The organism is Paracnuella aquatica (assembly GCF_003332885.2).
GTDB lineage: Bacteria > Bacteroidota > Bacteroidia > Chitinophagales > Chitinophagaceae > Flavisolibacter > Flavisolibacter aquaticus.
The window spans coordinates 960,740-975,002 of the sequence record NZ_QOWJ01000001.1 but is presented as its reverse complement, the minus strand read 5'-3'; the positions used below and the strand labels follow the sequence as shown (position 1 = coordinate 975,002).

9 protein-coding genes are annotated in these 14,263 nt (G+C 49.5%); 7 read left to right on the top strand and 2 right to left on the bottom strand.

Annotated features, from left to right (window positions below; translation table 11 throughout):
* Positions 1-86: 86 nt before the first annotated feature.
* Together DRJ53_RS04195 and DRJ53_RS04190 are read left to right on the top strand one after the other, a co-directional pair.
* Positions 87-560 carry a RidA family protein gene (locus DRJ53_RS04195; protein ID WP_114234283.1) on the top strand — a complete coding sequence of 158 codons (474 nt, stop codon included), beginning with the start codon at positions 87-89 and terminating at the stop codon, positions 558-560.
* Between the two features lie 68 nt (positions 561-628).
* Positions 629-1,705: a dipeptidase gene (locus DRJ53_RS04190; protein ID WP_114234282.1), complete on the top strand. Its 1,077-nt coding sequence runs from the start codon at positions 629-631 to the stop codon at positions 1,703-1,705.
* Positions 1,706-1,781: 76 nt separating this feature from the next.
* On the opposite strand, the gene DRJ53_RS04185 is transcribed toward DRJ53_RS04190, so the two are convergent.
* Positions 1,782-2,531 (bottom strand): acyl-CoA desaturase, encoded by a 750-nt coding sequence (locus DRJ53_RS04185; protein WP_114234281.1) that lies wholly within the window; start codon positions 2,529-2,531, stop codon positions 1,782-1,784.
* 339 nt (positions 2,532-2,870) lie between these two features.
* Between DRJ53_RS04185 and DRJ53_RS04180 the strand changes: the two genes are divergently transcribed.
* Positions 2,871-4,112: a multidrug effflux MFS transporter gene (locus DRJ53_RS04180; protein WP_114234456.1), complete on the top strand. Its 1,242-nt coding sequence runs from the start codon at positions 2,871-2,873 to the stop codon at positions 4,110-4,112.
* Between the two features lie 162 nt (positions 4,113-4,274).
* Here the strand turns inward: DRJ53_RS04180 and DRJ53_RS04175 are convergent, their stop codons facing one another.
* Complete coding sequence (locus DRJ53_RS04175; RefSeq protein WP_114234280.1) at positions 4,275-8,426, bottom strand: hybrid sensor histidine kinase/response regulator transcription factor; 4,152 nt, start codon at positions 8,424-8,426, stop codon at positions 4,275-4,277.
* An 891-nt stretch (positions 8,427-9,317) separates the two neighbouring features.
* On the opposite strand from DRJ53_RS04175, the gene DRJ53_RS04170 reads away from it, so the two are divergent.
* From DRJ53_RS04170 to DRJ53_RS04155, 4 genes are all read left to right on the top strand, one after another.
* A complete protein-coding gene (locus DRJ53_RS04170; protein ID WP_241558450.1) occupies positions 9,318-10,619 on the top strand; it encodes a family 8 glycosyl hydrolase in 1,302 nt (433 codons plus the stop codon).
* A gap of 131 nt (positions 10,620-10,750) precedes the next feature.
* Positions 10,751-11,707, top strand: a complete 957-nt coding sequence (locus tag DRJ53_RS04165) for a glycoside hydrolase family 43 protein (RefSeq protein WP_114234279.1) — start codon at positions 10,751-10,753, stop codon at positions 11,705-11,707.
* A gap of 57 nt (positions 11,708-11,764) precedes the next feature.
* Positions 11,765-12,610 carry a sialate O-acetylesterase gene (locus DRJ53_RS04160; RefSeq protein WP_114234278.1) on the top strand — a complete coding sequence of 282 codons (846 nt, stop codon included), beginning with the start codon at positions 11,765-11,767 and terminating at the stop codon, positions 12,608-12,610.
* Positions 12,611-12,681: 71 nt separating this feature from the next.
* Complete coding sequence (locus DRJ53_RS04155; RefSeq protein ID WP_114234277.1) at positions 12,682-14,253, top strand: glycoside hydrolase family 43 protein; 1,572 nt, start codon at positions 12,682-12,684, stop codon at positions 14,251-14,253.
* The last annotated feature ends 10 nt before the right edge of the window (positions 14,254-14,263 follow it).

The following is a 14,263-nucleotide window of genomic DNA, read 5'->3' as shown; positions in this document are numbered from 1 at the left end:
ACTTGGTTATATAAACGAACACTAAATTGATACGTACGTAATTGCTTATCCGTTTAAAGCGTACACTTGCACAAACAATACATCGCATGCAATCAGCCGAAGCAGCATTACAAGAATTAGGGCTTGAACTGCCCCCGCCACCCAAACCACTAGGTGTGTATAAGCCCTGTTTGATTGATGGAAAGTACCTGTATGTTTCCGGGCACGGCACGGTGCAAAATGACGGCTCGCTAATCATTGGGCGCATTGGCAAAGACATGGATGCAGCAGCAGGCAAACTAGCCGCCCGCCAGGTAGGCCTTGCTATTCTTGCCACTATCCGCCAGCAACTGGGCAGCCTCGATCGGGTAAAAAGAGTGATCAAAGTTTTGGGCATGGTCAACTGTGTGCCCGAGTTTGAAAAGCATCCTTTTGTCATCAATGGCTGCAGCGAGTTATTTGCCGAAATTTGGGGCACCGAAAACGGCATTGGTGTACGCAGTGCCGTGGGTTTTGGATCGCTGCCCGATAATATCCCTGTAGAAATAGAAGCCTTGTTTGAGTTGCATGAGGAAGCATAATGCTTCAGCAATCATGAGGTTTTCCTTAAACATACATTTCTCATTCGCAACTCCCACCCAGCCGCCACATGTTTATCATCGATGCCCATCTCGACCTTGCCATGAATGCGCTGGAATGGAACCGCGACCTCACGCAGCCGGTAGCGCAGATCAATAGCCGTGAGGGTTACCTGACCGATAAACCCGACCGGGGGAGGGCTGTGGTATCATTGCCTGAACTGCGCAAAGGCAAGATCGGACTGGTGGTGGCTACGCAAATTGCACGTTATGTTGCTCCTGAGAATAAGCTTCCAGGTTGGCATTCGGCCGAGCAGGCATGGGCGCAAACGCAAGGACAACTGGCCTGGTATAAAGCCATGGAAGAACGGGGTGAAATGGTGCAGATTGTTGACCTCACATCGTTGAAATGTCACTTGCAGTTGTGGCAACAGGCATCCACAACCGAAAATTTACCGGTAGGCTATATTTTAAGCCTTGAAGGTGCCGACTCGATGGTAACAGTGCAACACCTAGAGCGTGCATGGCGATATGGTTTGCGTGCAGTGGGCCCCGCACATTATGGTCCTGGCCGTTATGCCAACGGTACCGATGCATCCGGTAAAATGGGGGCTGTCGGCCTGGAGCTGCTTCGCGAAATGGATCGGCTCCATTTGATTTTGGATGCAACGCACCTGTGCGACGATGCATTTTGGCAGGCCCTGGATCATTTCAACGGGCCTGTATGGGCCAGCCATAATAATGTGCGGGAGCTGGTGCCTCACAACCGGCAATTCAGCAACGATATGATGAAAGCCCTGATTGAAAGAGGCAGCGTTATTGGCGGTGCACTGGATGCGTGGATGATGGTGCCCAACTGGGAGCGGGGTAAGTCAACGCCAAATGGGATGGGCTGCAACCTGGAAGTGGCGGTCGATCACCTGGATCATATTTGCCAATTGGCAGGAAATGCGCGGCATGTGGGCATTGGCTCCGACCTGGATGGTGCGTTTGGCCGGGAGCAATGTCCTTATGATTTGGAAACGATCAGCGACCTGCAAAAACTGCCTGCGCTTTTATCGAAACGAGGTTTTTCAGATGCTGATATCGAACTGGTAATGCATGGAAATTGGTTGCGGTTTTTACAGGATGCATGGAAGGATATTTAATTAAGCCCCTAATTGTTTTGCATATAAAAAATGCCGGACAGTTATTGCCCGGCATTTTCAATGATATAAAATATCATCAATGCGCAGCCAAAGCCGGCGCCGTATTCATCCGAATGATATTAAGTTTTGCCAACACTTTAATGATCGGGTAGCACAGGTCAAACTCACCTTTCTCCACCGCAAAATTGCTGCGGCTTGGATGCACATGGTGATTGTTGTGGTAGCCTTCGCCAAACATCAGCCAATCAAGCTTGAACAGGTTTTTCGACGTGTTGTCTGTTTCAAAATTTACCTCGCCATATTTATGCGCATACCAGTTGATGATCACACCGTGCAACGGGCCCATTACAGCATGAACGGGCACAAGTAGCAGGAACCATGCAGATGGCGCAAACAGCAGGTAAAGCGCTACGTATACGCCAATCCAAAAAACCCGCGACGGCCAGCTGCTGGCAAAAATGTCGAACGATTTCCAGGTGGGTACGTTCTTGGTAAAACGTGGCTCCACTTTTGTTTTTTCACTCAAAATATCGGAGTAGATATTTTTGGTGCGCCACATCATGGCGAAAATATTTTTATCGTAAGCAGGAGAGTGGGGATCCAACTCCGTATCGGTGTAAGCATGGTGCATGCGGTGCATAATGCCGTAGGCACGTGGGCTCAAATAAGATGAGCCTTGCGTAAGCCACGCAAAGAAAAAGAAAAAGCGTTCCCAGCCTTTAGTCATAGTAAAGGCCCTATGGGCTGCATACCGGTGCTGAAAAAATGTTTGGGAAAAAAGCGATAGGTACCAGTGGGCAATAAAAAATACGATAACAAAAACCATAAGAAAAGTTGAACTAAGCAATTAACAAGCCAATAATGCCCATCGTTGGGCGGGTCGGCGACCCAATTGGCTTCAAGCCGCAAAAGTCGTTAATCTAATGAGAACCTCAGGTTAAAAAACGAAAATTTTCCATTTTTCGTGGTCCGCTTGCATGGTAGTGTTTTACCATATTACAGGCGTAGCAGCAGTTACGGATGGAAACAGTCGAGTTGTATATTCCGCTATATTTTTCTGGACCGCCGCGGCTATTTTTAGCGGTATTACAAATTGGTGATTGTTTTGAACTGCATATGCGGCAGTTTTGCGCAGCAAATGGGTGCATTGAAACCCGCACAACCAATGAAACAACACAACCGTTCTGTACTCATCCTGATACTTGGGATGCTATCTGCAATAGGACCATTTTCCATCGATATGTACCTGCCGGGCTTTCCGGCAATCGCCACTAACCTCGGCACCACTGTAGAGCGGGTAGCTTATTCGCTTTCTTCTTTTTTTGTTGGCGTTTGTCTGGGCCAGCTGCTCTGCGGGCCGCTGCTCGACCGCTTCGGCCGCAAACTGCCGCTATGCATCGGGTTGGGCATTTATATAGTCGCCTCAGTTGGCTGTTCGCTGTCGCAATCGGTGGAGGCGTTGATCGTGTTCCGGTTCCTGCAGGCCTTAGGCGGCTGTGTAGGCATGGTGGCGCCCAACGCTATTGTTCGCGATGTGTTTCCGGTGGAGCAGAGTGCCCGAGTATTTTCGATGCTCATCCTCATCCTGGGTGTTTCGCCCATACTGGCACCAACGGTGGGCAGTTACGTCGTGGCCCATTTTGGCTGGCAGGAAGTGTTTGTGGTGCTGGCCGTGATCGCCGCTTTAATCTTGATTGCGGTGATCCGGTGGCTGCCCGAAAGCCGCGGCCCCAATCCAGCTTACTCGCTACGACCGGGTTCCATTCTGCGCAGCTATGGCGAGGTACTGAAAAAGCCGCAGTTCAACACCTATGCATTTGCCGGCGCCATTGCATCGGCGGGCTTGTTTGCGTACATCGCGGGTTCGCCGTTTGTTTTTATGGAACTGTACGGTGTAAGCGAGCAAGATTACGGGCTGATCTTTGCGCTGGTTGCAGCCGGCCTCATTGGCAGCAGTCAGTTGAACAACCTGTTCCTTAAATATTTTACCAGCGCACAAATACTGCGCACCGTGCTGATGGTGCAATCTGCAGTGGGTATTTCGCTGTTGGTGGGTGTGGTAACCGGCACCATTGGGCTGGTGGGCACCATTGTCCTGATTTTTCTTTTTCTCAGTTGCCAGGGATTTACATTTCCCAATTGTGCAGCGCTGGCTATGGCGCCATTCAAGCAAAACGCCGGCAGCGCATCGGCGTTGTTGGGAGCTATCCAGATGGTGTTGGGCGCCATTGCATCGGCAATGGTGGGATTGATGTTCAACGCCACCGCTGTGCCCATGGCGGGCACGATGGCGTTTTGCTGCGTTGCCGGTTTGAGTATTTTATTGTTAGGCAGTAAAAAAATAGCGTTCAACGCCAGCCAGGACCAAATAGAGCAACAAACGCTGGAGATGATTGAGAAATATTAAATGTTGATGCATGCTAAAGGGCATGCATCAACGAAATTTAGTTTACGGCAAATTTGAAATTGAGCTGATCACGGTGCTTGTAAACCTTGAGTAGGAGGTGTTGTAAAGTTGTTCGCTTTCTGGCACCGAATTTTATTAAAACGAAAACAGTTTTTTACAACACTACGCATTTCCCTTTTTCTTCAGCGCAATGTATTCCGAGGGCAGCATGTTGAATTTTGCCTTGAATGATTTGGCAAAATAGTTGGGCGTGGAAAAGCCAACCGAATAACCGACTTGCGCAATCGTCATATCGCTTTTTTCCAGCAGCACTGCGGCTTTTTCCAGTTTTACCGACCGGATGAATTCCACCGGTGTCTGGCCGGTAAGTTCCAGCAGCTTATTATACAGCGAGCTTCGGCTCATGCCGATATTGCGGCTTAATTCTTCCACCGACAATTGCGGATTGGTGAGGTTCTCTTCGAGGTAAACCGCTATCGCTTTCATCAATTTCTCATCGTCCGATTCAATATGCACCTCCGGCGCCTGTACTTTTATCTGCTTGGTGTAAGTGGTTTTTAACGTTTGATTCAGCACCAGCAAATTATTGATCTTGGCATGCAACACATCGTAGTTAAATGGTTTAGTGATATAATCGCTGGCGCCTGTTTGCAAGCCACGCAATTGGTCTTCCTCGCCAGTCAATGCCGTAAGCAAGATCACCGGAATATGGCCGGTGCGCTTGTCTGCTTTTAGTTTGCGGCTCAGTTCTATGCCATCCATCACCGGCATGCTGATGTCGCTCACCACCAATTGCGGATGCTGGCCCAACGCTTTTTGCCAGCCTTCCTTCCCGTTGGCTGCTTCCAGCACACAAAAGCTCGATTGCAGGTTGTCTTTTAAATAAGCACGGAAATCTTCGTTGTCTTCCACCAGCAAAATGGACGGTTTGCCATTACTGCCGGACACCAACGACGCCACTTCAGCAACGGCAGCTTCGCCTGCTTCGTCCATTTCGGTTTCTTCAACTATTGCCACCACTTCAGGTTGCGGCAATTCAATTGTTTGCGGTGCATCTATTTCGGTAAAAGGAAGCTGAATGGTAAATGTAGTGCCCACTTCCGGCTCGCTTTCTACCGCGATGGTGCCGCCGTGCAGTTGCACAAATTCCTTGGTAATGGCCAGTCCAATGCCTGTGCCCTGGTTGAGGATGGCTGCGGGCGAATTTGCCTGGAAAAACCGTTCAAAAATGCGGTCTTTTTGTTCCGGCGAAATGCCTACGCCGGTGTCCTTTATTTGAATGGTCACCCATTTTTGATCGCCTTCCTGTTGCGCTGCCGGGTCTTTAATGGTCAATTCAATCTGCCCACCTTCAAGCGTAAACTTGAATGCATTCGATAGCAGGTTGAATAGTATGCGTTCAATTTTATCATGATCAAAACGGGTGTGCAATGCCGCTATTTCTGATGAAAAAGTAAAAGCAATTTTTTTGCGTTCCGACAAGTCGTGGAAAGAGTCGGCGGCTTCTTTTACAAACGAAACCAATTCGCCTTCGAAGAGTTGCAGCGTCAATTCTTTTTCTTCCATTTTCCGAAAGTCGAGCAATTGGTTTACGAGGTTTACCAGCCTTTTTGCATTGCGCCGAATGCGGTGCAAATGGCTTTTTGCCTGCGGGTCGGTTTCCTGCGCCAGCAGATGATCGGCCGGACCGAGGATCAGCGAAATGGGCGTACGGAACTCGTGGCTCAGGTTGGTAAGAAACTTTATTTTTTGTTGGTCCAGCTCGTGTACCCGCAGCACTTCTTTTTTTTCCTGCTCGGCGCGGAAACGTTCCTGCTCCAGCGCAAACTTGCGGTTGATGCGTTGAATGCCCAGGTGCCTTGAGTACAACAACAGCCCGATGAACGCAGCGGTGTACAGCAAGTAAGCAAGATTGCTGCGCCAGAACGGCGGGTGTACAAATATCTTAACCGTGTGCCCTTCTTCGTTCCAGACGCCATCGTTGTTGCTGGCTTTTACGCGAAAGGTGTATTCGCCGGGGTCGAGGTTGGTGTACGATGCGGTGGTTGCGTTGCCTACATAGTTCCAGTCTTTATCAAAACCTTCCAGTTTAAACGCGTATTGGTTTTGTTCGGTAGCGGTGTAGTTCAGTCCTACGTAGCTGATCGAAAAATTTTGTTTAAAATCAAGGTGAATTTCCTTTGCAATCGTGATGTCTTCTCGTAGCGGTCCTTTCTCCGATTGCCGTACCGATTGGTTGGCTACTTTCAAATCGGTGAGCAGCACCTTGGGCACATTGGCGTTTTGCTTCAGGTATTTTGGGTTGAAAAAATTGAACCCTTCCAGGCCGCCAAAAAACAATGTGCCATTAGAGGAACGCAAGCCGGCACCGCGTATAAAGTTGTTGTTCTGAAGCCCGTTGTGGTAATTGTAATTATTGATCTTGTTGGTACGCGGGTCAATGCTGCTGATGCCTTTGTTGGTACTGATCCAGATGCGGCCAGAAACATCCATCAATAATTCGTACACCGTGCTGTTGGCTACGCCATCGGTTTCGGAAAAAGTTCGGAACTGCCCGTTTTTCTGGTTGTAGTGCACCAGCCCGCCACCAAAAGTTGCCGCCCAGATTCCGTCGGTGGAATCGATCAACAGCGCTTCGACGATATCATTGACCAGCTTGCTGTTTTCCGTGTTGTAGACATTGAATTTGCCCGAGCCCGGGAAGTAAGTGGCAATGCCGCCGCCGTGTGTGGCAATCCAGATATTGCCCTGGCTGTCTTCTTTTATATCGCGGATATAGCCATTAATAGGCAAAAAGTTATCGATCGCGGCTTTGGGTTGCGGCGTAAATCTTCGAACCACTGAATAATCTTTATTCAGCACATTGATGCCATTGCCGTTGGTGCCCACCCAGATGTTGCCTGCCTTGTCTTCAAAAATACAATAGACGTCATTGGCATTCAGGTCACCGGGCTTGCCGCCTTGCCATACCTGCCGGTAGTTTTTGGTGGCGGGGTCAAACACAAACATTCCTTCGCCATAAGTGCCCAGCAGCAGCGGTCCACGGCTGCTTTTTTCCATGGTTAAAATGGTAAAATTGGGACCAGCGTTGGGCCGGTTGGAGCGGATGGGAAAATGGGTGACATACTTTGTTTGAACATCGAACAGGTTGAGCCCGCCGCCTTCAGTGCCCACATAAACATTGCCATTTTCCGCTTCGGCAAACGAAAGCACCATCGGTGCATTCAAGCCCCGCGGATCATATGGATTGCTGCGCACCAGGTTAAACAGGTTGAGGTTTCGGTCGTATTTATTTACCCCGCCGCCGATGGTGCCAATCCAGTAGAGGCCTTGTTTGTCGATGTGAATTTTGCGGATGCCGGCAGCCGTCAGGCTGTGGATATTGCGGTTATCGGGGCGCAGCTGGCGGTTGTTGCCGGTGCGGGTGTCGAAAATGATCAGGCCATTACCGGTGCCGAGCCAAAGGTTGGGCCCATCCACTGCTACGGAAAACACGCTGTTGCCATTGATGCCCGTAACCGGGCTTTGCGAAAGCGGCACAGGCACAAATGTTTCCGAGCCTTTTTGCAGCATACTGAGGCCATTGGTGGAACCCGCCCAGATGTTGCCGCTGCTGTCTTCGGTGATCACGTTTACCTGGTTGCCAATCGGGCCTGTGGCATTGGCATGGGTGCGGAAAAAACCGGTGAATGCCCGGTTTGAGGCATTATATCTAAAAAGGCCCTGGTTGGTGCCAACCCAAATGCGTTCGCGGCGATCGCGGTAAACGGCAATGCCGGCCAGTGTACCCGGGTCCTCTGAAGTACCGGGCAGTGGCAGGTTGGTTACCTTACCTGACTCGGGATCTACAATATTTACCCCTGCAAAATGCACCACCCAAATATTGCCGCCGGCATCGGTGGTGATGCCGCGAACCACTTTATTGGTGAGGGCGTTGGGGCCCGTGGTGGGGTAGTTAACAAACACATTCTTCTGGCGGTCGTACCGGCTCAGGCCGCCACCGCTGGTGCCAATCCACAGGTTGCCCAGCTCATCTTCGTGCAGGGCCAGTACCTCGTTTGCCGGCAGGCTTTGCCGGTCGTCGGGTTTGTGGCGGTACACGGTAAGATTAATGCCATCGTACCGGTCCAGGCCGTCTTCGGTGCCAAACCATAACAGTCCAAACCGGTCTTTCAGGATGGTATTAATGGTATTGGCCGAAAGGCCTTCTTTAGTGGTGATGGAAGTAAAATTAATGTCCTCCTGTTGGGCAGCACCCATCATGGGCAAGGCAAGCAGTAGAAGGAGGAGAGGAGCAAGTAATCTGGTCGGCATGTTCAAACACGTAGCAAAATGATGGCAAAAGCAATGCAACTACAAATATCGTTTTTATGGAAGAAAGCAATGTGCAAGAAACAACGCCTCTTTATTATGAACATTGTTTGCGGTGTAATTATAAAAGGAGTACGGATACATATGGAAATATTTTGGTTTCTTTTTCCTTGTTTTGCAGGCTATTTTCGCTTTTTCCCGGCCTGTTTTGCCAGCTCCAAAAGTGCTTTATACGGGCATTAAAACGAATGTATCCTATTCGTGGCAAAATTTCCATCAAGGTGAACATTCGTTCCATAAGCTTCAACAATCATCGCACATAACGCATTTTAACCGCCATACTTTTGAATCATCGCAGCGTTCCACCAATAAGCTTTCGCTTTTGAGGGTGCAATCAGCCCGGAACACTGCTCTATTTTTTGGCTTCCTTTTTTAGTGAACAAAGGAGTTCTTATAGCAAGTATTGTTTTGCATATTTCAAACGTTTACGGGAGGATGATTCTTCATCTTCCCCTTTTTTTGTCTCCACTTTTCTATCGCATAAGGTTTCGACATTATCTGCTGATACAAAGGCGCATTTTACAACTCCGCCAGTCTCGTGCACCGTTTCTCCAATTGTTTCAGGCGTTTTCCAACAATTGTAATACTATTTTCAACAATTGACCTATGGTAATCCCTACTGTTCGGGTAGATTACATCCTGTAAAACATGGGGTTAGGACCGTAGTGCATAGCATTATGCAGCGCCCCTGATTTTGGTTACCCAGCACCCATTATTTACAACATAATTTAAAGGCCATATGCACAGGGTTTTGTGTCATTTCTACGCTTTGAAATTGTATTGCATTATATACAACAATAGCGTAAAGCACAACGCCTAAGGTAATTTGAGCAAATGAACATGTACCGCGCAAAACGATTGTTTAGAAATATGCTGCCGCTTGCTGCCGGCCTTTTTCTTTTTTCCTGCAAGCCCACTGCACCTGCTGGCACAACCAGCGTTGCAACAACAAATGGCGCCGCATTTTATACCGGCGTTTACCCGAACTTATTTCGCGAGGCTGGCTACAGCCAGGCTGATATCGATCGCAAACTGGCTAAAGCTTATCACGATGTTTTTGAAGGCCCCAACCGGGTGTATTTTGAAGTTGGCGATTCGATGGCTTATGTATCGGATATCAAAAACAACGATGCCCGCACCGAAGGGATGTCGTACGGCATGATGGTGGCGGTGCAGTTGAATAAAAAAGATGTGTTTGACCGGCTGTGGCGTTGGTCGAAGAAAAACCTGCAGCACCAGAGCGGTCCACGCGAGGGCTATTTTGCCTGGAGCATCAACCCGAAAACACTCAAGAAAAATTCGGAAGGTTCCGCTTCGGACGGTGAGCTGTTTTATATTACCTCGCTGCTGTTTGCCGCCAACCGCTGGGGCAACAACACCGGCATTGATTATTACGGCGAAGCCCGCCGCATACTGGATGCCATGTGGAAAAAAGACGGAACCGGCGGCATTTATAATTTGATCAACACGGAGCACAAACAAATCACGTTCGTGCCCGAGCGGGATATGTACAACTGGACCGACCCATCGTACCACGTTCCTGCTTTTTACGAAGTGTGGGCCGAATATGCCAAAGACGGCCATGAGCAATTTTACCGCGACTGTGCCGATACATCCCGCGTTTTTTGGCGCCGGGCCACCCACCCGGTTACGGGCCTTAATTACGATTATACCGAGTTTAGCGGTGCGCCGCATGCCACGCCTTGGATGCCGCCCGGCTTCCGGTACGACTCGTGGCGGGTGCCCATGAATATTGCCATGGATTATGTGTGGTTTGGCAAGGACCGGGCCTGGCAAAGGGATTATGCTAAACGTTTTCAAACATTTTTACGCTCCAAAGGCATTGACACGTTTGAAGACCAGTTCAATGTTGACGGCACCCGCCCTGATTTTATTTTGCAGGCCGGGCCGGTAAAAAAACTGCGGCACTCCATCGGGCTGGTGGGCACAGCTGCAACAACCGCTTTGATGACTGGTGAAAAAGAAAGCCTCGATTTTGTACATGCATTATGGAATGCGAAACTGGAGCCATACGATGACGGGTACTTTGATCCATACTACGATGGCTTGATGTACCTGTTTAGCCTGATGCACCTGAGCGGCAATTATCAAAACATTAAACCACAAATAAAGTAGCAAAGGGCCGGGAACGGGCAACGCATCCCGGCATATGATCGAGCAGAAGCTCATAGCCTTGCAGCTATGCAGCGGCATTGAACAAAACGCAACGAACCCAACAGCATTTTTGAACCATTGAACAAACAAACATGAAATCAAAAATCTTACTGGCCTTTTTTGCCAGCGTGGTTTTGTTGACCGCCAATGCGCAGAACCCGATCATCAAGCACGTTTTTACTGCCGACCCGGCGCCGATCGTGTACAACGACACCGTGTTTTTATACACCAGCCACGACACGGCATCAACCACCGCCACCAATTACAAAATGCCCGACTGGCACGTGTTTTCCTCCACCGATATGGTTACCTGGAAGGACCACGGTGCACTGCTTTCGCCGGCTACTTTTTCGTGGGCTACCGGCGATGCGTATGCGGCGCAATGCATTTACCGCAATGGCAAATTTTATTGGTTTGTGTCCACTTTTCATAAGTCAGACGACCGGAGTAAAGGCGGTGCGGCCATTGGTGTAGCCGTTTCCGATCGGCCAACAGGTCCGTTTAAAGATGCCATTGGCAAAGCACTAATTGTAAACGAAATGACCACCGATCAAAAACACGCATGGGATGATATTGACCCCACCGTTTTTGTTGACGACGATGGGCAGGCTTATATGTTTTGGGGCAACGGTAGTTGCCGCTGGGTAAAACTGAAAGAAAACATGATTGAGCTGCAGGACAGCATTCATGTGTTCAAACCCAAAAATTACATTGAAGGCCCTTGGGTGTACAAACGCAACAACCTGTATTACCTGGTGTACGCCAGTGCCGGCACCAAACCCGAGATGATCGAGTATTGCACTGCCACCAACATCCAGGGCCCGTGGGAATACCGTGGAATTATACAGGAAAATGTGCCCAACAGTTTTACCACACACCCCGGCATTCTTGATTACAAAGGCAAAAGCTATTTCTTTTACCATAACGGTGCACTGCCCACTGGTGGCAGTTACCGCAGGTCAATTTGCATCGATTACATGTACTACAACCCGGACGGAACCATCCAGAAAATTGTGCAAACTGCGGAAGGAGTGAAGCCGGTACGGTAGGAGTGGATAAAAAGGAACTTAAAAAGTTGGGGCCCAAACCCCGATCAATTAAAAAAAATGAAAAAGGGATTACTCATTCTTGGACTGCTGTTTGGCGCTGCGCAAACCCTGTTGGCGCAAGACCCCAACTTTTATATTTTCCTTTCCTTCGGCCAGTCGAATATGGAAGGCAATGCCCGTTTTGAACCGCAGGATACGACGGTGGACAGCCGCTTCCGCGTTTTGGAGGCAGTGAATTGCCCTAACCTGCGCCGCGATAAAGGCAAGTGGTACACTGCTGCGCCGCCGCTTACCCGCTGCGGCACGGGCCTTACACCTGCTGATTATTTTGGCCGCACCCTGGTGGCCAACCTGCCGCAAAATGTTCGTGTGGGCATCATTAACGTTTCTATCGGCGGTTGCAAAATTGAGCTGTTCGATAAAGGGCAGTACAAAAGCTACCTGACCACGGCCGCGCCGTGGATGATCAATATGACCAATGAGTACGATGGCAATCCGTACCAGCGATTGGTGGAAATGGCAAAAATTGCGCAGAAAGATGGCGTGATCAAAGGCATTTTGCTGCACCAGGGCGAATCGAACACCGGCGACAGCCTGTGGCCGCAAAAAGTAAAAGTGGTGTACAATAATTTGCTTCAAGACCTGAAGCTGAAACCCGCTGCTGTGCCACTGCTGGCCGGTGAGTTGGTAGCCGAAGACCAGGGTGGCAAGTGTGCCAGCATGAACAAGATCATTGCCACGTTGCCGCAAGCCATTCCCACGGCGCATGTAATTTCATCCACAGGCTGCACGGCTGCTGCCGATAAGCTGCATTTCAACGCAGCCGGCTACCGCACACTGGGCACAAGATATGGAGTGAAAATGCTGTCGCTGCTGGGTTACGATGCAAAAGTGGAGGATTGAGTGTACGTCGTTTGTTCATTTGACCGCAAATATTAATTGGTGCTTTTTATTTCTTTTCTGTTCTTTCCAAAATGAAAAAAGTTTCCGTTCGATACTGCCTGTTTGCACTACTAATGGTAGCAGTGCAGTTGGCTGCAAATGCGCAGCGTGCACAAAACCCGGTGATTTTTGCTGATGTACCCGACATCGCCATTATCCGCGTGGGCAGCACGTATTATATGAGCAGCACCACCATGCACATGAGCCCCGGTGTGCCCGTCATGAAATCAAAAGATTTGATAAACTGGCAACTGGTAAGCTATGCCTACGATACGCTGGCCGATGTGGATGCGCTGAATCTTGAGGGTGGCAAAACGGCCTACGGTGCCGGATCCTGGGCCAGCAGCCTGCGGTATCACAACAACACTTTTTACGTTTCTACTTTTGCATCCACCACGGGTAAAACTTATATCTACAGCACAAAAAATGTTGAAAAAGGTCCGTGGAAACGCATTGAATTCAGGCCCAGCCTGCACGACCATTCGTTGTTCTTTGACGATGATGGAAAAGTGTACATGCTGTACGGCGCCGGCAAGCTTACACTGGTTGAATTAAACGAAGATCTATCCGGTATTAAGCCCGGTGGCTTCAATAAAATCGTGATCGAAAATGCAAGCCTACCGGCAGGTAGCAACATCAACCTGCAAGCGGAAGGTTCGCAGCTGTTTAAGATAAAGGGTAAATATTACCTGTTCAACATCACATGGCCACGCAATGGCATGCGTACTGTGGTCATTCACCGCGCCGATAATATTACCGGCCCGTATGAAGGCCGTTTGGGTTTGCAGGACCTGGGCGTGGCGCAGGGTGGACTGATTGATATGCCGAATGGCGAGTGGTATGCCTACCTGTTCCGCGATTATGGTGCGGTCGGCCGCATTCCGTACTTGGTGCCCGTGAAATGGCAGGACGGCTGGCCTGTGCTGGGCGTTGATGGTAAAGTGCCGCAAACACTCGATCTCCCTGCCAGCAAAGGGCTTATTCCATCGCTGGTTGCTTCTGATGAATTTACCCGCAAAAAGCACCAGGCGCCGTTCGGGCTGGTATGGCAGTGGAACCACAACCCTGATAACCGCAATTGGTTGTTGTCGGCACGCAAAGGCTTTTTGCGCATCACCACCGGCCGCGTAGATACCTCTTTTTATATGGCCCGAAATACGCTGACCCAACGCACCATTGGGCCAGTTTCTTCCGGCGAAATTTCATTGGATGTGTCGGGATTGAAAGACGGCGACTTTGCTGGACTTGGCCTGTTGCAAAAGAATTATGGTCAGTTGGGTGTGCAGGTTTCGGGTGGCGCCAAATCGCTGGTGATGATCAATGCAGGCTCGGGCCAGGCTGTGGAAGCGGCCCGCATTCCATTGGCGCAATCAACAATTTACCTGAAAGCCGAGTGTGATTTTACCGACAGAAAAGATGTTGCACAGTTTTTTTACAGCCTCGATGGCAAAAGCTGGCAACCCATTGGCACGGCGCTGAAAATGTCGTACACCTTGCCGCATTTTATGGGGTATCGTTTTGCCCTGTTCAACTACGCCACTAAAACAGCCGGTGGCCATGCCGATTTTGATTATTTCCGCATCACCGATAAAATTTCCAAATAATAATTCATCA

Coding starts and splice junctions, on each gene's coding strand:
- DRJ53_RS04175 (WP_114234280.1), bottom strand. CDS start 8,426: ATGCCGACCAGATTACTTGCTCCTCTCCTCCTTCTACTGCTTGCCTTG.
- DRJ53_RS04180 (WP_114234456.1), top strand. CDS start 2,871: ATGAAACAACACAACCGTTCTGTACTCATCCTGATACTTGGGATGCTA.
- DRJ53_RS04170 (WP_241558450.1), top strand. CDS start 9,318: ATGAACATGTACCGCGCAAAACGATTGTTTAGAAATATGCTGCCGCTT.
- DRJ53_RS04185 (WP_114234281.1), bottom strand. CDS start 2,531: ATGGTTTTTGTTATCGTATTTTTTATTGCCCACTGGTACCTATCGCTT.
- DRJ53_RS04190 (WP_114234282.1), top strand. CDS start 629: ATGTTTATCATCGATGCCCATCTCGACCTTGCCATGAATGCGCTGGAA.
- DRJ53_RS04165 (WP_114234279.1), top strand. CDS start 10,751: ATGAAATCAAAAATCTTACTGGCCTTTTTTGCCAGCGTGGTTTTGTTG.
- DRJ53_RS04155 (WP_114234277.1), top strand. CDS start 12,682: ATGAAAAAAGTTTCCGTTCGATACTGCCTGTTTGCACTACTAATGGTA.
- DRJ53_RS04160 (WP_114234278.1), top strand. CDS start 11,765: ATGAAAAAGGGATTACTCATTCTTGGACTGCTGTTTGGCGCTGCGCAA.
- DRJ53_RS04195 (WP_114234283.1), top strand. CDS start 87: ATGCAATCAGCCGAAGCAGCATTACAAGAATTAGGGCTTGAACTGCCC.